The sequence below is a fragment of the Pseudomonas sp. PA-1-3F genome (genome assembly GCF_021609665.1).
GTDB classification, from domain to species: domain Bacteria; phylum Pseudomonadota; class Gammaproteobacteria; order Pseudomonadales; family Pseudomonadaceae; genus Aquipseudomonas; species Aquipseudomonas paracarnis.
Genome location: NZ_WJZD01000003.1, coordinates 157,409 through 178,283 on the forward strand (window position 1 = coordinate 157,409; position 20,875 = coordinate 178,283).

General features: G+C 61.6%; 16 protein-coding genes. 7 read left to right on the forward strand and 9 right to left on the reverse strand.

Going from position 1 to position 20,875, the window contains the following annotated elements; translation table 11 throughout:
- Nucleotides 1-2: 2 nt before the first annotated feature.
- A complete protein-coding gene (locus tag GIV26_RS03160) occupies nucleotides 3-1,703 on the reverse strand; it encodes a glutamine--tRNA ligase/YqeY domain fusion protein (protein WP_003192174.1) in 1,701 nt (566 codons plus the stop codon).
- Between the two features lie 237 nt (nucleotides 1,704-1,940).
- On the opposite strand from GIV26_RS03160, the gene GIV26_RS03165 reads away from it, so the two are divergent.
- A complete protein-coding gene (locus GIV26_RS03165; RefSeq protein ID WP_003174772.1) occupies nucleotides 1,941-2,444 on the forward strand; it encodes a peptidylprolyl isomerase in 504 nt (167 codons plus the stop codon).
- Nucleotides 2,441-3,190: a UDP-2,3-diacylglucosamine diphosphatase gene (lpxH, locus tag GIV26_RS03170; RefSeq protein ID WP_236279483.1), complete on the forward strand. Its 750-nt coding sequence runs from the start codon at nucleotides 2,441-2,443 to the stop codon at nucleotides 3,188-3,190. The genes GIV26_RS03165 and lpxH overlap by 4 nt, the downstream gene beginning before the upstream one ends.
- Before the next feature lie 149 nt (nucleotides 3,191-3,339).
- On the opposite strand, the gene GIV26_RS03175 is transcribed toward lpxH, so the two are convergent.
- The 7 genes from GIV26_RS03175 to GIV26_RS03205 form a co-directional block, all read right to left on the reverse strand.
- Nucleotides 3,340-4,869: a DHA2 family efflux MFS transporter permease subunit gene (locus GIV26_RS03175; RefSeq protein WP_020302329.1), complete on the reverse strand. Its 1,530-nt coding sequence runs from the start codon at nucleotides 4,867-4,869 to the stop codon at nucleotides 3,340-3,342.
- A complete protein-coding gene (locus GIV26_RS03180; protein WP_034127907.1) occupies nucleotides 4,869-6,068 on the reverse strand; it encodes an HlyD family secretion protein in 1,200 nt (399 codons plus the stop codon). The genes GIV26_RS03175 and GIV26_RS03180 overlap by 1 nt, the downstream gene beginning before the upstream one ends.
- Nucleotides 6,069-6,083: 15 nt before the next feature.
- Nucleotides 6,084-7,535 carry an efflux transporter outer membrane subunit gene (locus GIV26_RS03185; RefSeq protein ID WP_236279484.1) on the reverse strand — a complete coding sequence of 484 codons (1,452 nt, stop codon included), beginning with the start codon at nucleotides 7,533-7,535 and terminating at the stop codon, nucleotides 6,084-6,086.
- A complete protein-coding gene (locus GIV26_RS03190; RefSeq protein ID WP_014718945.1) occupies nucleotides 7,532-8,005 on the reverse strand; it encodes a MarR family winged helix-turn-helix transcriptional regulator in 474 nt (157 codons plus the stop codon). The genes GIV26_RS03185 and GIV26_RS03190 overlap by 4 nt, the downstream gene beginning before the upstream one ends.
- A gap of 276 nt (nucleotides 8,006-8,281) precedes the next feature.
- Nucleotides 8,282-11,968 carry a translocation/assembly module TamB domain-containing protein gene (locus GIV26_RS03195; RefSeq protein WP_236279485.1) on the reverse strand — a complete coding sequence of 1,229 codons (3,687 nt, stop codon included), beginning with the start codon at nucleotides 11,966-11,968 and terminating at the stop codon, nucleotides 8,282-8,284.
- Nucleotides 11,968-13,695, reverse strand: coding sequence for an autotransporter assembly complex protein TamA (locus GIV26_RS03200; protein WP_186527180.1), 1,728 nt, complete (start codon nucleotides 13,693-13,695; stop codon nucleotides 11,968-11,970). The genes GIV26_RS03195 and GIV26_RS03200 overlap by 1 nt, the downstream gene beginning before the upstream one ends.
- Before the next feature lie 64 nt (nucleotides 13,696-13,759).
- The gene (locus GIV26_RS03205; protein ID WP_034127911.1) at nucleotides 13,760-14,410 is read right to left on the reverse strand and encodes a GNAT family N-acetyltransferase; all 651 of its coding nucleotides are present in this window, start codon (nucleotides 14,408-14,410) and stop codon (nucleotides 13,760-13,762) included.
- 168 nt (nucleotides 14,411-14,578) lie between these two features.
- Here GIV26_RS03205 and xthA point away from each other — a divergent pair, with 168 nt between their 5' ends.
- Nucleotides 14,579-15,391, forward strand: coding sequence for an exodeoxyribonuclease III (xthA, locus tag GIV26_RS03210; protein ID WP_034127912.1), 813 nt, complete (start codon nucleotides 14,579-14,581; stop codon nucleotides 15,389-15,391).
- Between the two features lie 195 nt (nucleotides 15,392-15,586).
- Nucleotides 15,587-16,918: a substrate-binding domain-containing protein gene (locus GIV26_RS03220; RefSeq protein ID WP_236279486.1), complete on the forward strand. Its 1,332-nt coding sequence runs from the start codon at nucleotides 15,587-15,589 to the stop codon at nucleotides 16,916-16,918.
- A 150-nt stretch (nucleotides 16,919-17,068) separates the two neighbouring features.
- On the opposite strand, the gene GIV26_RS03225 is transcribed toward GIV26_RS03220, so the two are convergent.
- A complete protein-coding gene (locus tag GIV26_RS03225; protein ID WP_034127914.1) occupies nucleotides 17,069-18,298 on the reverse strand; it encodes an acyl-CoA dehydrogenase in 1,230 nt (409 codons plus the stop codon).
- Nucleotides 18,299-18,449: 151 nt separating this feature from the next.
- Here GIV26_RS03225 and GIV26_RS03230 point away from each other — a divergent pair, with 151 nt between their 5' ends.
- From GIV26_RS03230 to GIV26_RS03240, 3 genes are read left to right on the forward strand one after another with little or no spacing between them, the layout of a single operon-like run.
- A complete protein-coding gene (locus GIV26_RS03230) occupies nucleotides 18,450-19,379 on the forward strand; it encodes a LysR family transcriptional regulator (protein ID WP_034127915.1) in 930 nt (309 codons plus the stop codon).
- A gap of 53 nt (nucleotides 19,380-19,432) precedes the next feature.
- Nucleotides 19,433-19,825: a MerR family transcriptional regulator gene (locus GIV26_RS03235; RefSeq protein ID WP_003192195.1), complete on the forward strand. Its 393-nt coding sequence runs from the start codon at nucleotides 19,433-19,435 to the stop codon at nucleotides 19,823-19,825.
- Between the two features lie 16 nt (nucleotides 19,826-19,841).
- Nucleotides 19,842-20,744: a hydroxymethylglutaryl-CoA lyase gene (locus GIV26_RS03240; protein ID WP_034127916.1), complete on the forward strand. Its 903-nt coding sequence runs from the start codon at nucleotides 19,842-19,844 to the stop codon at nucleotides 20,742-20,744.
- Nucleotides 20,745-20,875: the final 131 nt, after the last annotated feature.

The window sequence follows — 20,875 nt, forward strand, 5'->3', positions numbered from 1 at the left end:
AATCACTGGCCCCACGAATCTCGCAAGGTCACGGTACGGTTGAATACCGGAGCGCCTGGTTTCGAGTCCTTGATATCCGCGCAGAAGTAGCCTTCGCGCTCGAACTGGAAACGGTCTTCCGGCTGTGCGTCGCCAAGCGATGGCTCGGCACGACAACCAGTGAGTACTTGCAGGGAATCAGGGTTGATGTTGTCGAGGAAACTCGCGCTGTCTTCAGCCTTCTCAGGGTTTGGCGAGCGGAACAGACGATCGTACAGGCGCACTTCGCATTCGATGCTGGCAGCGGCCGGCACCCAGTGGACCACACCCTTGACCTTGCGGCCTTCAGGGTTCTTGCCCAGGGTGTCCGGATCGTACGAGCAGCGCAGCTCGACGATGTTGCCGTCGGCGTCCTTGATCGCTTCGTCCGCACGGATCACGTAACTGCCGCGCAGGCGCACCTCGCCGTTCGGCTCCAGGCGCTTGTAGCCTTTTGGCGGCTCTTCCATGAAGTCGTCACGGTCGATGTAGATCTCGCGGGCGAATGGCAACTTGCGCACGCCCAGCTCTTCTTTCTGCGGATGACGCGGCAGTTCGAGGTTCTCGACCTGGCCTTCCGGGTAGTTGGTAATCACGACTTTCAACGGGCGCAGCACGCACATGGCGCGCGGGGCGTTGGCGTCGAGGTCCTGACGGATGCTGAATTCCAGCATGCCGAAATCGACCACGCCGTCGGAGCGGTTGGTGCCGACCATATCGCAGAAGTTGCGGATCGACGCCGGGGTGTAGCCGCGACGGCGGAAGCCCGACAGAGTCGACATGCGCGGGTCATCCCAGCCATGCACGTGCTTTTCATCGACCAGTTGCTTGAGCTTGCGCTTGCTGGTGATGGTGTAGTTCAGGTTCAGGCGGCTGAACTCGTACTGACGTGGGTGCGCCGGGACCGGCAGGCTGTCCAGGAACCATTCATACAGTGGGCGATGGCTTTCGAACTCCAGGGTGCAGATGGAGTGGGTGATGCCTTCGATGGCGTCCGACTGACCGTGGGTGAAGTCGTAGTTGGGGTAGATGCACCACTTGTCACCGGTCTGGTGGTGATGGGCATGGCGGATGCGGTACATGATCGGGTCGCGCAGGTTCATGTTCGGCGAGGCCATGTCGATCTTGGCGCGCAGCACGCGGGCGCCGTCCGGGAACTCGCCGGCGCGCATACGGTTGAACCAGTCCAGGTTCTCTTCCACCGAACGGTCGCGGAACGGGCTGTTCTTGCCCGGCTCGGTCAGCGTGCCACGGTACTCCTTGGCCTGCTCGGGGGTCAGGTCGTCCACATAGGCCTTGCCGGCCTTGATCAGCTCGACAGCCCAGTCGAACAACTGGTCGAAATACTTGGAGGCATAGCGCACTTCACCGGACCATTCGAAGCCCAGCCACTTGATGTCGCTTTCGATGGCGTCGATGTATTCCTGGTCTTCCTTGGCCGGGTTGGTGTCGTCGAAACGCAGGTGCGTGACGCCACCGAACTCCTGGGCCAGGCCGAAGTTCACACAGATCGACTTGGCGTGGCCGATGTGCAGGTAGCCGTTGGGCTCAGGTGGGAAACGGGTGACGATCTGCGTGTGCTTGCCCGAATCCAGGTCCGCCTGGATGATCGGGCGCAGGAAATTGACCGGGACGGCAGGTCCGGCCTTGGTATTCGAGGTAGGGTCGACAGTGGGCTTGCTCATAGGATCCTTGAACAGACAGGTGCGTGGCCAGGTGGGGCCAGATAAAACAAAGGGCTCATAATAGCCGAAGCAGTCAAGACACATACAGAGCGCGGCCAATTAATTGCCCGGGCGGTAAAAAACCACCTCGAAATTCCCGCAGGGCACGCTAAACTGCGCGCCTTGGCCGTCGTTTAGCCAGACAGGTAAGGTGCCCAGGCGCCCACACCCACGAATTCCCTGAAAAGAGTAGCGAACATGACTCAAGTCAAACTGACCACCAACCACGGTGACATCGTTATCGAGCTGAACGCCGAGAAAGCGCCGATCACCGTCGCCAACTTCATCGAATACGTCAAAGCCGGCCACTACGAAAACACTGTTTTCCACCGTGTCATCGGTAACTTCATGATCCAGGGCGGCGGTTTCGAGCCGGGCATGAAAGAGAAGAAAGACAAGCGTCCAAGCATCCAGAACGAAGCGGACAACGGCCTTTCCAACGACAAGTACACCGTCGCCATGGCCCGTACCATGGAGCCGCATTCGGCCTCCGCGCAGTTCTTCATCAACGTCGCCGACAACGCCTTCCTGAACCACAGCGGCAAGAACGTGCAGGGTTGGGGCTACGCGGTGTTCGGTAAAGTCACCGAAGGCACCGACGTTGTCGACAAGATCAAAGGCGTCTCGACCACCTCCAAGGCCGGTCACCAGGACGTTCCAGCCGAAGACGTGATCGTCGAGAAAGCCGAGATCGTTGGGTGATATTGCTGATTTCAGATTTGCATCTGGAAGAGGAGCGCCCGGACATCACCCGGGCGTTTCTGGATCTGCTCCACGGCCGCGCCCGTGGCGCCCAGGCGTTGTACATTCTGGGGGACTTCTTCGAAGCCTGGATTGGCGACGATGGCATGACCCCCTTCCAGCGTTCCATCTGCGCGGCTCTGCGTGAGCTGAGCGACAGCGGCACCCCGATTTTCATCATGCACGGCAACCGTGATTTCCTGATCGGCAAGGCGTTCTGCAAAGCGGCAGGCGCTACCTTGCTCAAGGACCCGACGGTCGTGCAGTTGTATGGCGAGCCAGTGCTGTTGATGCACGGCGACAGCCTCTGCACCCGCGACCTCGGCTATATGAAGCTGCGGCGCATCCTGCGTAACCCGGTTGTACTGTTTATCCTGAGCCACCTGCCCTTGGGCACGCGTCACAAACTGGCGCGCAAGTTGCGCAGTGAGAGCAGCGCTCAAGTGCGCATGAAGGCCAACGACATTGTCGATGTCACCCCTGAAGAAGTGCCACGGGTGATGCAGCAGTTCGGCGTGCGCACCCTGGTCCACGGCCATACCCACCGCCCCGCCATCCATAAGTTGCAGATCGGCGACCAGGCGGCCAAGCGCATTGTGCTGGGGGACTGGGACAAGCAAGGGTGGGCGCTGCAGGTGGATGAGCAAGGGTTTCAGCTGGCGGCGTTTGACTTCGTCAACCCGCAGTTGGCGTTGCCTGGCGCCTGAACCTCTGACACAACACCGTTCAACCTGTGGGAGCTGGCTTGCCTGCGATGCAGACACCTCGGTGTATCAGATGCACCGAGGTGATGCTATCGCAGGCAAGCCAGCTCCCACACAAGCCAGCTCCCACAGGGACCGCGCTGACCTTACAATCAGTGCCCCGAAGCCGCAGGCCCGGCCTTCGCCGTGAACGGTGGTTTGGCCAGCCACACCAGCAACATCAAGCCCATGAACATCCACCCCAGCAACGTGAAGTAGTCCACGGTGGACATCATGTACGCCTGGCTGGTGAGAATCTGGTCCAGTTGGGTATAGGCCTTCTGCCCCGCCCCACCCAGCGCCTGCAACGCATCGCGGGTGGTCGAGTCGTAGACGGTCATGTTCTCGCTCATGTAGGCATGGTGCTGGTCGGCCCGGCGAATCCAGATCCAGGTTGTCAGCGAGGCCGCGAAGCTGCCGCCCAAGGTGCGCAGGAAGGTCGCAAGCCCCGCGCCGTCGGCAATCTGGTGCGGCGGCAGGTCGGACATCAGGATGCTCAAGGTCGGCATGAAGAACAGCGCCACGCCGATGCCCATGAACAGCTGCACCATGGCGATGTGGGTGAAGTCCACTTCGTTGGTGAAGCCGGCGCGCATGAAGCAGCTCAAGCCAATCGCCAGGAACGCCAGGCCCGCCAGCAGGCGCAGGTCGAACTTGTGCGCGTACTTGCCCACGAACGGCGACATCAGCACCGGCAAAATGCCGATGGGCGCCACCGCCAGCCCGGCCCAGGTGGCGGTGTAGCCCATCTGGGTTTGCAGCCACTGCGGCAGGATCAGGTTGATGCCGAAAAAGCCCGCATAACCCAGGATCAACACGATGGTGCCGATCCGGAAGTTACGGTGCGCGAACAGCCGCAGGTTGACCACCGGGTGCTTGTCGGTCATCTCCCAGATCACGAACACCGCCAGGGCAATCACCGAAATGGCCGCACCAATGATGATGAAGTTGGACTCGAACCAGTCCAGGTCATTGCCCTTGTCGAGGATGATCTGCAAGGCGCCCACGCCGACGATCAGGCTCAGCAGCCCAACGTAATCCATCGGCTGATAACTGGTGACCACCGGACGCTTCTTCAACTGCGAACGCACCACCATCACCGCAAAGATACCGATGGGCACGTTGATGAAAAAGATCCACGGCCAACTGTAGCTGTCGGTGATCCAGCCGCCGAGGATGGGCCCGGCAATCGGCGCGACCACCGTGACCATCGCCAATAACGCCAGGGCCATGCCGCGCTTGGCCGGTGGGTAGACCGCAATCAGCAAGGTCTGGGTCATCGGGTACAGCGGCCCTGCCACCAAACCTTGCAGAACCCGAAAGCCGATCAACTCAGGCATCGAGGTGGAAATACCGCACAGGAACGACGCCAGCACAAACAGCAGGGTCGCCCACAAAAACAGCTTCACCTCGCCAAAGCGCCGGCTCAACCAACCGGTGAGCGGCAAGGCGATGGCGTTGCTCACCGCAAACGAGGTGATCACCCAGGTGCCCTGCTCCGAACTCACCCCCAGGTTGCCGGAGATAGTCGGCAACGCCACGTTGGCGATGGTGGTGTCGAGCACCTGCATGAAGGTCGCCAGCGACAGGCCAATAGTGGCCATCAACAGGCTGGGTGGCGTGAACGAGGCGTTATTGCTCATCAGCGTTGCGCAGCCTTGGGAGCGGCGACGCTGTTGTCATGGATCAACTGGTTGATCATGGCATCGGCCTCGGCCAATTGGCGGTCATACACGTTGGTGGTGAACGAGGCTTTTTGCGGCGCCTGTTGCGCCAGCACCGGGCCGCTCTGGTCGTGCAGGTCTACGTTGACCACGGTGCTCAAGCCCACTCGCAGCGGGTGTTTGGCCAGCTCTTCGGCGTTGATATGGATGCGCACCGGTACCCGCTGCACGATCTTGATCCAGTTGCCGGTGGCGTTCTGCGCGGGCAGCAAGGCGAACGCGCTGCCCGTGCCGGCGCCAAGGCTGTCGACGGTGCCGCTGTACTTGACGTCGCTGCCGTAGATGTCCGACTCGATATCCACCGGCTGGCCGATGCGCATATCTCGCAGTTGGGTTTCCTTGAAGTTGGCGTCGATCCACAGCTGGTCCAGCGGGATCACCGCCATCAGCGCGGTGCCCGGTTGGACGCGCTGGCCCAGTTGCACGGTGCGCTTGGCCACATAGCCGGTGACCGGCGCGATCAAGGTGCTGCGCGCATTGGTCAGGTACGCCTGGCGCAGTTGCGCGGCGGCCGCTTGCACATCGGGGTGGGACGAAATCACGGTGTCATCCACCAGGGCATTGGTGGTTTTCAGTTGTTGCTCAAGGTTGGTCAAGGCGTTCTTGGCGGCGGTCAGGCTGTCGCGAGCGTGAGACAGTTCTTCCTGGGAAATCGCGCCGCCCTGGGCCAGGGTCTTGCGGCGGTTGTAGTTGTCCTGGGCGGTTTGCACATCGGCTTTCTGCGCATTGACCTGGGCTTTCATGCCATCGACGTTGCTGTACAGGCCGCGTACTTGGCGCACGGTGCGGGCCAGGTTGGCCTGGGCACTCTGCAGGCCGACGGCGGCGTCGTTGGGGTCGAAGTTGATCAGCACCTGGCCTTCATGGACCAGGTCGCCATCGTCGGCGCCAATGCTGACCACGGTGCCGGTGACCAGCGGGGTGATTTCCACCACGTTGCCGTTCACATAGGCGTCGTCGGTGCTTTCATTGAAGCGCCCGTAGAACTCATACCAGGCCCACACGCCCACCACACTCAGGATGACGATCAGCGCCAGGCCGATCAGCATCACTTTGCGTTTGCGGGGGTTGGTGTCTTTGGGTTGTTCGGTTGCGTTGTTGCTGTCGGCAGTGGCCATGACAAATACCTCAAATTATTCCGTGCGTGTAGCTGGGGTGGTCGCGGCCACGCTGTTGACGTGGTACCCGCCACCCAGGGCCTGCATCAATTGAATCGACAGGTCGATCTGCGCCGCATTCAGGGTGGCCAGCTGACGCTGGGCCTGCAGCAATTGCTGCTCGATGCTGAGCACATCCAGGTAGTTACCGATGCCTGAGCTGTAGCGTTGCACCCCGGTGTCGTAGGACTGCTGCGCGATGTCGGCGGCATGTTGCTGGGCCTGGATCTGCCGCCCGGTGTCGCGCAGTTGGGACAGGCTGTTGCCGATATCGCCCAAGGCTTGCACCAGGGTTTTGTTGTACTGGGCCACGGCCAGGTCGTAGTCGGCGTCGCGGGCATCGAGATCAGCACGCAGACGGCCGCCGTCAAAGATCGGCAGCGAAATCGTCGGCGCAATGTTGAAGAAGCGGCTGGCCGAACCGAACATCGCATCGCCCAGCAACGACTCGGCACCTGCGCTCGCGCTCAGGTTGAGGTTGGGGTAGAAGCGGGTCTTGCTGGCATCGATGTTCTTGCTCGCGGCCTCTACGCGCCAACGTGCGGCGACCAGGTCCGGGCGACGGCCAAGCAACTCGGCAGGCAACACCGCCGGCACGGCCACGGCGCTGGGTTTGAGCACCGCTGGGCGCGCCAACTCGTCACCGCGGTCCGGGCCTTTGCCGAGCAACACAGCCAACGCGATCTTGGCGCTTTGCAGTTGTTTTTCCGCGTCAATCAGTTGCGACTGAGAACTGGCTTCCAGGCTCTCGGTCTGCTGGAACTGGTACTCGCTGTCGATACCGGAACTCAGGCGGCGCTTGCTCAGGTCGAGCATCTGGCGGGTACGCTTGAGGTCATCGACGGCCAGGTCACGCACGATATGGGCCTGGCCCAGGTCGCTGTAGGCCTTGGCCACGTTGGCGGCCAGGGTCAGGCGCGCGGCCTGCTGGTCGACTTCGGCAGCACGGGCCTCGCCCAACGCCGCTTCCCAGGCGGCGCGCTGGCCGCCCCACAGGTCGAAGTTGTAGTTGAAACTGGCGCCGATGTTGCGCACCGTCGAATAGGCATCGCCCTGCCCGCGTGGATCCTGGTCCTTGGCCAGGCGCGAACGGCTCACGCCGGCGCTGGCATCCACGGTCGGCATACGCGCGGCGTTGGCGGCATAGGCGGCGGCTTCGGCCTGATGCGCACGAGCGTCGGCCACTTGCATGTCGGGGCTGTTTTGCAGGGCTTCCTGGATCAGGCCGTCAAGCTGTGGGTCGCCCAGGCTTTTCCACCAGTCGGCGGCCGGCCAGGCGGCGCTCGACAGCGTCACGCCGCTGAGGGATTTACCGGTGTGCAAGGTATTGGCGTCGAGGCGCTGGCCCTGGGTGTCGAGGCCGCTGTAATTGGCGCAACCGGCCAACGTCATCGCCGCCAGCACCAGGCTGAGTGCGCGAGTGTTCATGATCTACCTACCCGCTGGATCGTAATGGGGTCACCCGCAGCGATCAGCATTTTCTTCAGGATCCGCTCCAGGGTTTCCAGCTCGCCCGGCTCAAGCACACCGGCCAACTGGTTGAGAGCCTTGGCGCCGATGTGCGGCAGCATGTCCGCCAGGCGCTGGCCCTCGGCGGTCAGCACCAACTGCACCTGGCGCCGGTCCAGCTCGGAACGCTTGCGGCTGAGCAGGTCTTTTTGCTCCAGTCGGTCGAGCATGCGCGTCATCGAACCGCTGTCCAGGGACAGGTTGCGGCACAACTCCGCCGGGGTATCGACGCCGAACTGGGCCATGATGATCAACACCTTGAACTGCGCGGCGGTGATGCCGTGGGGTTCCATATGGGTGTCGATGATGCGGTCCTTGAGGATCGCGGCGCGGCCCAGCAACAGCCCGAGGTGGCAGTTGTGAAAGTTGTCAGGGGTGAAGTGAGGCATTGAAAGTCACCTTATTACTGCCTAGGCAGTGAATGTGTGACGAGATGTTACTGCTTAGGCAGCGAATGTCAAATGGAATAATTAGGTTGCTTGGTAGTTGAGTAACTTAGAGCCTTGGACAGCAATCAAATCAGCGAGAGTCCAGTTAAGGCTTTTTGTAGGAGCGAGCTTGCTCGCGAAAAAACTCACGGGCACCGCGTGCATTCAGGATGCACGCGTTATCGTTGACGTTTTTCGCGAGCAAGCTCGCTCCTACATTTTTTGATCGGGCAAGGTTTAGAAATCGCGCTTGTAGAAGATATCCAGGGAACTCGCTACGCCCGTGGCCACTTCCAAGTACACCTTCTTGCTCAGCAGGTAGCGCAAGGCAATGGTGTTAGCCGGCTCGAACACCCCTACCCCATAACGCAAGCTGAGCTTCTCGTTGATCTTGCCGCTGGCCACCACGGCGGTGCTGTTACCCGTACCCTGGGTGTCCAGATCAAAATCCTGAATCCCCAGCTTATTGGCAATATCCGAAGTCACGCCAGCGCTGCCCATCAAGCCCAGGCCCAGGGCGGCTTCGGCGAGCATGTTGTTGTCTTCGCCAGTGTTGGTGCGCGAACGGCCCAGCACCAGGTATGACAACGCATCTTCCTGGGCCATGGCCGGCTCGGAGAAAATTTGCGTGGTCGGTTGTTCAGCGCTGCCGCTCAGGCGAATACCGGCGGTCACGGTGCGGGACGATTCGACCACCACGCGCACCGCCTCGATATCCAGGAACGGTTGATCCAGCGGCCCGGCGAACAACAGGCGTGCGCGACGTACGTTGAGGCGCTGGCCGTAGGCGCGGTAGCGGCCGTCGTTGAGCCACAGCTCGCCACGGGTGTCCATGTTGTCGCCGATGTGCACGTGGCCCTGGACCTTGGCGGTGAGGCCGAAGCCGGCGAAGTTGAGCTGGTCCTCGCCCACCTCCACGTCGATATCCATGGCCATGGCCATCGGCGGTTTGCCCTCTTCGGTCTGGCTGCCAATGATCACGGTGTCGTCGGACACCTTGACCGTCGAAGGCGGCAGCTCGCGCACGGTGATATCGCCACGGGGGATGTGGACTTTGCCGGCAATCGCCAGTTTGTCGTCCTTGAGGCTGATCTTCAGGTCGGGCGCCACTTCCAGCTTGGCGTAGGGCTCCACGGTGACCGGAAGTTGCGAGCCTTTGAGGCTGAGGTCGACCACCAGGGCGCGGCCCCAGTCGATCTGGCCCGTAAGGCTACCCTGGCCGGCCTTGCCGCTGCGCCAGCCGCCGTTGAGCTGCACGCTTTCGCCGGCGATTTGCGCCTGCAAGTTCAGGCCTTCGAGGCTGATGGGCAGTTCCGGCCCGGAGACTTCGCCGTCCACCAGGTTCAGGTTGCCGTTGACCAAAGGCGCAAGCAAGCCGCCAGAGATGCGGCCGCTGCCGTTGAGCTTGCCGCTGAGTTTTTCCACCATGGGCACAAACGGCCGCGCTACGGAGAGGTCCAGGCCGGCGAGGCTGAAGGTGCCAGTGATCGGCTTGTTGTTCGGCAGCGGGTTGATCTGCGCCTGCAGCAACAACTCGCCGAGCTTGCCGCCACGGAAATTCAGTTGAGTGTCGATGCGCTTGGGGTTAAGGGTGGTTTCCAGTTTCAGGGTGTCGTAGGGGAAATCCAGCCACTGGCCCTTGTCGCGCACGCGCAGGGTGCCGCCACTGGCGTCCACCGCGACCACGCCTTTGGGGCCGCTCTGGGGCAGATCCAGTTGCACATCGGCGTTGAGCCTGCCCTGCCAGGCGAAGTCTTTGGGCAAGAAGGCCGCGAGGCTGTCGAGGGGAAATTGCTTGAGGTGGTAGCGCAGCTTCGGCTCGGGCATCAGGCGCTGGTCTTCGCCACACAGGCTGGCGCCGCCGGAGACCCAACAATGCGCGCCAAAGGTCAGCTTGCCATCGGCCAGGCGTTCGATCTTCGCCGGGGCTTGCAGCCGCCAGTCCTGGCCACCGGCTTGCACGTCGCCACTGGCCAGGCGCCCGCGCCAGTTGTCTTTGTCGAGGTTGCCGTCCAGGGCCAGGGCCAGTTTGACCAGCGGGCCAGTCAGAGCCAGCTGGACTTTCTGGCTTTTGATATCGCCCTGGGCGCTGGCAGTAAGATTGCCGACTTGCGTCTCGCCGCTTTGAATGCCGTTGGCCTTGAGGTCGAGCTTGGCGCGCTGGACGCTATCGAGGTTGGCGTCCAGGTTGAGGGTTTGCAGACGGTTGTCGGCAAAGGCCAGTTGCTGACCCTTGAGGTCGAGCTTGCCTTGAGGGGCTTTCAAGGTGCCAGCCACTTCGACACGCCCGTTGACTTGCCCACGCAGTTGCGGCCAGAGCTGGGCCAGGCGCGCCAGCTTGATGTCGATCTGCCCGGCCAGACGCTGTTGCAGGCTGCCGCTGCCGTTGATGCGGTTGTCGCCCAGGCGGATGTCCAGGTTGGCGAGGGTCCATTGTTCGCCGGCGCCTTCGGCCTTGGCCGCGAGCACGGCGGTTTGGCCGCGCAGGCGGCCCTTGAGGTCGAGGTCGGCGTTGAGCTTGAGCTGTTCATTTTTGAACTCGCCTTTGCTGCGCAGCGGTCCGGCCAGGGTGCCGGGCAACTCGGCGACCCAGTAGGCCGGGTTCAGCGCCGACAGCTCCAGCGCGGTGTCCCAGGCAATGCTGTCGGCAAATTGCAGGTTCAGGTGGCCTTCGGCCTTGCCTTGGCCGGCACTCAGTTTCAGCTCAGGTAGGAAGACCTGCTTGAGGTCGCCACTGAAGGGGGTGACCACATTGAACTTGCCCGCCGGGCCGTCGAGGTCAGCCTTGAGATTGCCCAGGTAGTTGCCGTCTTTATAGGAGATTTCACCGTTGAAGGTGCGCAAGGCCACTTGCGGTTCGTCGATGACCGGATAGAGGCGATGCCAGGGGAAGTCCAGCCAGTCGATCTTGGCGTCCGCGCTGAAGCCTTGTTGCCAGTCCAGGTTGGCACTGAGCTTGAGGCTTTGCTTGTCGCCGGCCGTAAGGTCCAGGCCGGCAATGTGTGCCCCCTTGGCGTCAACCTTGCCCTTGAGCAGTAAATCCACCGGGCCGTTTTCGGCCGGTAGCACAGCCTTGCCCAGCAACTGGTAGCCATTGCTCAGGTCGCCTTTAGCGTTCAAGTCCAGTTGGTTGAGTTGCAGGGTATCGGGCAGGTCTGCGCTGGGTTTGAACGACCCGGAGGTGATGTGCACCTGCGCCGGCAGGTTTTCCACCAGGGGTTGCAGCTCGCCAGTGAGCTTGGCCGGCAGATAGCCGCTGCTGTCGGCGTCGAGCTTGAGGGTCTTGAGCAAGTCGCCGTCGAGCTTGAGAGCAACGCTCCAGGGCGCGCCGCCCGGCGCATAGGGCAAGCTCAGGTTACCGGTGGCATTCAACGGCCAATCGCCGCTGGGTTGCAGCAGACCGGCGAGGTCCAGTACCAGATCGTCGCGCTGCAGATGCACCGAGTCGATCTGCAGGCCGGCGGTAGTCCAGTGCGCCACCAGTTGCAGGCCCTTGAGTTCTTCATTGCCGTTGAACAGCAGGCTGCCAATGCGAACATCGCCCAACTGGAGCGAAACCGGCAGCTTCAGGTCGGGCAGTTGAATCGGCCCGCTGTCGCTCTCTTCGGCACTGGGGGCGAATTCCAGGCTGACCTGTTCCACATCCAGTCGGTTGATGCACAGGGTCATGCGCAGCAGGCAGCCGGGTGACCAGTCAAACGTCGGTGCATTCAGCTCGACGCGGCTGCCATCCTGCTGCCACAGCAAATGATCGGCACTCCACTGCCCGCCCAGGCGCCCCTGGAAATTTTCCACGCTCAAACCTGGCACCTGGCCCAAGGCCCAGCGACTGCCCGCCTGGGTGCCAAGCACTGACCACAGCGCCAACAACAGCAAGACGAGGATGGCAACCAACGCCAGCCCCGCTATTTTCAAACCACGCATCACAGCTCAGGCCCCATGGAAAAGTGCAAGCGAACGCCGCCCGGATCTTCGAGGGCATGGGCCAGGTCGAGGCGAATCGGCCCCACCGGCGACACCCAGCGCACGCCGACACCCACGCCGGTTTTCAGGCTGGGCAAGTCCAGGTTGTTGAAGGAGTTGCCCTGGTCGACAAAGGTCGCGATACGCCATTTATCGGTGATGGAATATTGATACTCAGCGCTCAGGGCCACCATGTAGCGACCACCGATGCGATCGCCGCGATCGTTCTCTGGCGACAGGGTCTGGTACTCGTAACCGCGCACGCTCTGGTCACCACCGGCAAAGAAGCGCAACGACGGCGGCACGGATTTGTAGCCGTTGGTGGCACTACCGCCAAATTGTGCACGCCCCAGAAAGCGGTGGTTGTCCCACAAGGTGGTCAGGCCTTTGACGGTGGCCGTGCCGTAAAGCAGGTTGGTGTCAGACCCCAGCCCCTCTTTGGCGACCTTGGTGTCGAACATCAGGCGGTAGCCATGATGCGGGTCGATGCGGTTGTCACTGCGCAGGTAGGAATAGCTCACGCCAGGCATCAGCAGGTTACTCAGGCCCGAGTCATTGCCCAGGCGGTATTCCTCGCGTTGGTACTTGAGTGAGATCACCCGCGTCCAGCCACTGGGCAACTTGCTGTGCCATTCGGGGCCGATGGTGAGCAGCTTGCTCAGGGTATCAGTGTTGGCGATCTCTTCATTCTGGTAGCCGCCGGCAAAGCGCAGTTTGTCGGTGAGCGGCGGGTCGAGCGGGATGTCGTACCACAGCCCGACGTTCTGCCGTGGCGCCGACAGTTCAGCTTCCCAGCCATAACTGTGGCCCTGTGGGTTGACCCAATGGCGCGTCCAGTTGGCTTTGCCCCGTGGGCCGACGTCAGTGGAATAACCCAGGCCCAGGCCCATGGTGCGCGGCTTGCGGGTGTCCAGTTGCACCGCCACCGGGATCACGTCATCGGTGGCGGCGGTGGGGCTGGCGTCGACGCGCACGCCTTCGAAGAAGCCACTGGCTTGCAGGTTCTGGTTGAGTTCGGCGACCAGTTCGGAGTCATAGGGTGTGCCGGGCTTGAACGGCACCATGCGCTGCAACAGCTCTTCATCAAAGGGCGTGTCGCCGGTGAAGCTGACCTTGCCCATGCTGTAGCGTGGGCCGCTGTCGTAAATGAGTTCGATGTCGGCCACGCCCGCTTGAGGGTCTACGGCAAGTTTCTGGCTGGTGAAACGCCCGCTGAAAAACCCGTAGCGCGAGGCCTGGTTCTGGATCAGGCGCTTGGCGTCTTCGTAATAGCCGTGATTGAGCACGGCGCCGGGCTTGAGGTCGTCGCTGGCGGGCACGCGAAAGGTCTTGAGACTCGCGGCCTGGCCGTCGACCCTTATGGTGACGTCGCGCAAGTGCACCGGTTCGCCGGGGTCGATGGTGAGCGTCAGGCGCGGGTTCTTGCCGCCCTTCACATCGCTGTTGATCTGTGGCTGATAGTAGCCCAGGGCCTGCGCGGCTTTGCGCGCCTGCTCCTCGGCGCCACGGCTGAACCGCAGCAAGGCTTCTTCATCACGATCGCCCACACCGCCGATATAGCCTTCGATGTTGGCTTTCAGCGCGTCGTTCGAGGGTTTGATCCGCACGTCCAGCTCGCTTTGCGCCAATGCGCCGCAGCTCGTGAACAGCAGAATCAAGCCGCTGGTAAATCTTCCTGGAAACTTCATAGGCGCGGATGCTACACGAGCGAGAGAGGAACTATGAACCCGGATTCTTCTGAATAATTCTGTCTCAAGCCGTTGCAGGATGTAACGCCTGGGGATTGGGATGGAAAAACACATGCTCGCGCACCGGCCCTACGGCGACTTCGCCGATTTCCTCATAGCCCTGTCGCTTGTAGAAATCCAAATAACGGGAGTTACCGGTGTCGAGCACCACGCCGGATGAATGCGGGTCGTCGGCACACCAATTGTGTACCGCTTCCAGCAACTGCTCACCATGGTGCTTGCCCTGGAACTGCGGGTGAATGCCCAGCAGCGGCAGCACATGCACAGACGTGTTGGGCAGGCACGCCATGACGGCATGATGGTATTCCAGATAGCGCCGCGTACCGCGCACGCCGGTGCTCAGCCACATGCGGATTTGCCAGGCCCAGCTTTCGGTGATGCCCAGGCGCCGCTGGGGCGGTGCAATCAGGGCAATGCCGATCAGCCGGTCGTTGACGAACAGGCCGATGGCCGGGAGTTTCTGGAAAAAATGCTGCTTGACCAGTTCGCGCACAGTGGCACGTACTCGCTGTTCATAGCCCGCCCGCTCGGCTTCGAAGATGTAGGCAAAGGTCGGCTCATGGCGATACGCCTGGTACAGCAGGGATCGCGCTTCACGGGAGTAGCCGCTATTGAGCAGGCGGATTTCGGCAGTGGCCGTCGAAGTGTCTGGCATAACAGTCAATCTCCCTGGGCGCCACTCAAACATGGCGTTCTTATGGGTACGAACCTGCACAGCTCCAGTCGTTCCCAGACATTAGCAGCGCATTCATCCTGCCGCCACGCTGGCCCCCATCCGACTTGTCGGCTAGCATCGCCCTTTTGCCAGACTGGACTGCCGACCATGAAAATCGTCTCCTTCAATATCAACGGGCTGCGTGCTCGCCCTCATCAGTTGGCGGCGCTGATTGAAAAGCATCAACCGGACGTGATCGGTTTGCAGGAAACCAAGGTCCACGATGATCAGTTCCCGTTGGCCGAAGTGCAGGCCCTGGGTTATCACGTGTACTACCACGGGCAGAAAGGCCACTACGGCGTGGCCCTGCTCTCGCGCAAAGAAGCGTTGAGCGTGCACAAAGGCTTTGCCAGCGATGAAGAAGACGCCCAGCGCCGGTTTATCTGGGGCACCTTCGCCGACGAAAACGGCCACCCAGTGACCATCATGAACGGCTACTTCCCCCAAGGCGAAAGCCGCGACCACCCAACCAAGTTCCCGGCCAAGCAGCGCTTCTATGAAGACTTGCAGCAATTGCTGGAAAGCCAGTTCAGCAATGACCAGGCGCTGGTGGTGATGGGCGACGTGAACATTTCCCCAGAGGACTGCGACATCGGCATCGGCGCCGACAACGCCAAGCGCTGGCTGAAAACCGGCAAGTGCAGCTTTCTGCCGGAAGAACGCGAGTGGATGGCACGCTTGAAGAACTGGGGCCTGGTGGACAGCTTCCGCCACCTCAACCCGGATGTGACCGACCGCTTCAGCTGGTTCGATTACCGCAGCCGTGGCTTTGAGGACGAGCCCAAGCGCGGGCTGCGCATCGACGTGATCTTGGCGTCCACCGGGTTGGTGCCTCGGGTCAAGGACGCGGGGGTGGACTATGATTTGCGTGGGCTGGAGAAACCGTCGGACCATGCGCCGATCTGGTTGGAACTGAGCTGATTGTAGGAGCGAGCTTGCTCGCGAAGAACTTGAGGGCGCCGCGTTTATTCAGGAAGCCCGCGTTATCGTTGACGTTTTTCGCGAGCAAGCTCGCTCCTACAGGAGATCAGGGGTGCCAGCCCCGTGTCGGTCATATGGCTGCAATCCGACTGACTTAATCTTCCGGCACTCCCTTTGGCCTAAGAAGGTGCCGGCATGATGCTGCGCGTTCTGTTCCTGTGTTTTGCAATCGCATTCCCCGCCGTGGCGGCCCCTCTGTCCATTCCCGACCAAGGCCCGGCCCTGCGCATCCAGGGCTCCAACACCATCGGCGCGGCACTCGGACCGGCGCTGGTCAAAGGCTTGATGGAGTATCAGGGCTTGCAGGATGTGCGTGCTGAACCGGGTGCCGGGGTGAATGAGCAGCGCGTGGTCGGCAAGACACGCCAAGGCCAGACGGTCACCATCGAGGTGGCGGCCCACGGTTCCAGCACCGGCTTTGCGGCGCTGAAAAACAATCGCGCCGACCTCTCCGCAGCGTCCCGCCCGATCAAAGACAGCGAGCTGGTGGACCTCGCCCCCCTGGGGGACTTGAAAACCCCAGGCGCCGAGCATGTGATCGCCATTGATGGCCTGGCAATCATCGTCAACCCGCGCAACCCGCTCAATAGCCTCAACACCGAGCAATTGGCGCAAATCTTCAACGGCGAGGTCAGCACCTGGGAGGCACTGGGAGGTACAGGCGGGACCATTCATTTATATGCCCGGGATGATCAATCCGGCACCTTCGACACCTTCCGGGAACTGGTGCTGAGCCGCCGCGGCCAACCGCTCGCGCCGTCGGCCAAGCGCTTTGAATCCAGCGAACAGCTTTCCGATGCGGTGAGCCAGGACCCCCAGGGCGTCGGTTTTATCGGCCTGCCCTCTGTGCGCCAGGCCAAGGCGGTGGCGATTGTCGACGGCGACTCGCAACCGATGTTGCCGCTGACCAGCCTGATCGCCACCGAGGATTACCCGCTGTCACGTCGGCTGTTCTTCTACTTGCCGCCCTCTTCCCGCAACCCATGGGCCAAGGCGTTGGTGGAGTTTTCCCAAGGCAGCAAGGGCCAGGCGATTGTGGCTGCCAATGGCTTCATCGCCCAGCAGGTGCAAGCGATCGGTGTGGCGCCGCGCCCGTCGATGCCCGACGATTACCAGGCCATCGCCCGAGACGCTCAGCGCCTGACGGTGAATTTTCGCTTCGACGAGGGCAGCGCCAGCCTCGACAATAAGGCGCGCCAGGATGTGCAGCGGGTGGTCGCCTATATCAGAAGTCACGGCAAGCTGAATAAGCAGGTGACGCTGGTGGGGTTTGGCGACACCAAGAATGATCCGCAACGTGCGGCGCTGCTATCGAAGTTGCGGGCGATGGCAGTGCGCCGAGAGCTGGTCAAGAGCGGCGTGGTGCTCAAGGATATTCGCGGGTTTGGCGCGCAGATGCCGGTGGCGGCCAATACTGCGGATGAAGGCCGGATCAAGAATCGGCGAGTGGAGGTTTGGGTGTACTGAAGATCGTTGAAGATCGTTCCCACGCTCAGCGTGGGAATGCCGCTCTGGACGCTCCGCGTCCGCTCTTGAAAGGGTGACGCAGAGCGTCACGGGAGGCGTTCCCACGCAGAGCGTGGGAACGATCGCAGAGCGTGGGAACGATCATCAGTGTTACTGCCCGCCGCGCATCAATTCCCGAGGCACATATTTGCCAATCTCGAACTTGCCAATCGCCGCACGGTGCACTTCGTCCGGGCCGTCGGCCAGGCGCAGGGTGCGTTGCATGGCGTACATATAGGCCAGCGGGAAGTCATTGGACACCCCGGCACCGCCGTGCATCTGGATCGCGCGGTCGATGACTTTCAAGGCCACATTCGGTGCCACCACCTTGATCTGGGCGATTTCGCTTTTCGCCACTTTGTTACCCACGGTGTCCATCATGTACGCCGCTTTCAAGGTCAGCAGGCGGGCCATGTCAATTTCCATGCGTGAGTCGGCGATCTTGTCGATATTGCCGCCCAACCGCGCCAAAGGCTTGCCGAAGGCAGTGCGGCTGACCGAGCGTTTGCACATCAACTCCAATGCGCGTTCGGCCATGCCGACCGAACGCATGCAGTGGTGGATACGGCCAGGGCCAAGGCGCCCCTGGGCGATCTCGAAGCCACGGCCTTCGCCCAGCAACACGTTTTCATAAGGCACACGCACATTGTCGAACAGCACTTCGGCATGGCCGTGGGGCGCATCGTCGTAGCCGAATACCGGCAGCGGCCGCAGGATTTTCACGCCTGGGGTATCGACCGGCACCAGGATCATCGAGTGCTGCTGGTGACGCGGCGCATCGGGGTTGCTCAGGCCCATGAAGATCAGGATCTTGCAGCGCGGGTCGCAGGCGCCGGAGGTCCACCACTTCTTGCCGTTGATCACCCACTCGTCGCCCTGGCGTTCGGCGCGGGCGGCCATGTTGGTGGCGTCCGAGGACGCCACATCCGGTTCGGTCATGGCAAAGGCGGAACGAATCTCGCCGCGCAGCAAGGGTTCGAGCCAGCGCTGTTTCTGTTCTTCGTTGGCGTAGCGCACCAGCACTTCCATATTGCCGGTGTCGGGAGCGGAGCAGTTGAATGGCTCCGGGCCCAGCAACGAGCGGCCCATGATTTCCGCCAAGGGTGCGTATTCAAGGTTGGTCAGGCCAGCGCCCAGTTCGGATTCCGGCAGAAACAGGTTCCACAAGCCCTCGGCCTTCGCCTTGGCCTTGAGTTCTTCCATGATCGCCGTGGGCTGCCAGCGATCACCTTCGCTGACTTGGCGTTCGAACACCGGTTCGGCCGGGTAGACATAAGCGTCCATGAACGCAGTGACGCGTTCACGCAGTTCCTGAACCTTGGGCGAATAGGCGAAATCCATGAGCAGCTCCCTTCTTTGAGAGGTTGTTTAGGTCATGCATTCGATGCTAGAACAGCGCTGATAATTTACCTAGCCTATTCTCGCCGTGTATTAACATTCATCACCGATATATGATCGGCGTATGAGCACCTCACAATAAGAGCGCAACGAAATGAATCTGAGCAAGGTCGATCTCAACCTCTTCATCGTCTTTGATGCGATCTACACCGAAGCCAACCTGACCCGCGCCGGCCAGATCGTCGGTATCACCCAGCCGGCGGTGTCCAACGCCCTGGCACGGTTGCGCGAGACCTTCAACGACCCGCTGTTCGTGCGTACCGCCCAAGGCATGGTGCCCACGCCCATGGCGCAGAACATCATCGGCCCGGTGCGCAATGCGTTGTCGTTGCTGCGCGTGTCCGTGCAGGAAAGCCGCATCTTCAACCCGCAGCAGGCGGCCAAGACCTACCGTATCAGCATGACCGACCTGACCGAGGCCGTGATCCTGCCGCTGCTGTTCCAGCGCCTGCGTCGCCTGGCGCCTACCGTGATGATCGAGAGTTTCCTGTCCAAACGTCGCGAAACCACCAAGGAACTGGCCGCCGGGCGCCTGGATTTTGCCGTGGATGCGCCGCTCAACACCGACCCGCAGGTGCGTCACGTCAAGCTGATGGAAGACCGCTACGTGTGCGCCATGCGCAAGGGCCACCCGATGGCGGGCAAGGATAAATTCACCCTGGATGATTACCTGTCGCTGACCCATATCCATATCTCCAGCCGCCGCAACGGTTTGGGCTATGTGGACCTGGCCTTGGGCAAGATGGGCATTCAACGCAAGATCGCCCTGCGTTCCCAGCACTACCTGATGGCCTATCAGGTGTTGCAACAGACCGACATGGTGATGACCGTGCCCGAGCGTTTCGCCCGTCGTCATGAACTGCACTGGTTCCAACTGCCAGTCAACAGCGTGCCGCCGCTGGAAACCCATTTGTACTGGCACGAAAGCACCGACCAGGACCCGGCGAACCGCTGGATGCGTGAACAGATGATCGAGTTGTGCCAGCAGGTGACGGCCCAGGAAAAGAAAGCCCAGCAGCCTTGACGTTTACGTCAACCTGCAATTAGCTTAGCGCCAAGACTTCCTTGAGCACCGCCATGAGCACCACCTACAGCATCTCCGACCTCGCCCGCGAGCTCGACATCACCACCCGCGCCATTCGTTTCTATGAAGAACAAGGCCTGCTGGCCCCCGAACGTCGGGGCCAGGAGCGCATTTACTCGGCGCGGGACAAGGTCAGCCTCAAGCTGATCCTGCGTGGCAAGCGCATCGGCTTCTCCCTGGCCGAATGCCGCGAACTGATCGAACTCTACGACCCCACCGGCGGCAACCAGATCCAACTCAACAGCATGCTGGCCAAGATCGCCGAACGCCGTGAACAGTTGGAACAGCAACTGCTGGATATCGAACAGATGAAGCTGGAACTGGACACCGCTGAAGAGCGTTGCACCCAGGCCCTGGCGCAGACCATCAGCCAAGCCGGCCATTGACCAGAAGGTAACTGCCATGTCCCTCCCCTCCCACGTACGCCTGGTTGAAGTCGGCCCGCGCGACGGTTTGCAGAACGAAGCCCAGCCCATCAGCGTGGCGGATAAAGTCCGATTGGTAGACGCCTTGAGCGCCGCTGGCTTGAGCTATATCGAAGTCGGTAGTTTTGTCTCGCCCAAATGGGTGCCGCAAATGGCAGGTTCAGCCGAAGTGTTTGCGCAGATCCAGCGCAAGCCCGGCGTGACCTATGGCGCACTGGCACCGAACCTGCGCGGGTTCGAGGATGCGCTGGCGGCCGGGGTCAAGGAAGTCGCGGTGTTCGCGGCGGCGTCCGAGGCGTTCTCCCAGCGCAATATCAATTGTTCCATCAGCGAGAGCCTGGAGCGCTTCGCACCGATCATGGCCGCCGCCAAGCAGCACGGCGTCAGCGTGCGCGGCTATGTGTCCTGTGTACTGGGTTGCCCCTATGAAGGCGATATCGCCCCGGAGCAAGTGGCGGCGGTCGCCCGCGAGCTGTATGCCATGGGCTGCTATGAAGTGTCCCTGGGCGACACGATCGGTACCGGCACGGCGGGCGCTACCCGGCGCCTGTTCGAAGTGGTCGGCGCGCAAGTGCCACGGGACAAGCTGGCCGGGCACTTCCACGACACCTACGGGCAGGCCATCGCCAACATCTATGCCAGCCTGCTGGAGGGCATCACGGTGTTCGACAGCTCTATCGCAGGCCTGGGCGGCTGCCCCTACGCCAAGGGCGCCAGCGGTAACGTCGCCACCGAGGACGTGCTGTACCTGCTCAACGGCCTGGGTATCGACACGGGTATCGACCTGGAACGCTTGATTGGCGCCGGCCAGCAGATCAGCCAGGTGCTGGGACGGCCTACGGGTTCCCGCGTGGCGAAGGTGCGTAACGCAGGTGAGTAGCACAGCTGTGACAATGTGTTACCGCACACCGGCATAACGTGTAACGCGGGAACAAAATCCGCCGTGCAAACTGAAAGAAAATACTGAAAAAAAACCAACTCGTTGATTTTAAAGGCTTTTAAAAAGTTGGC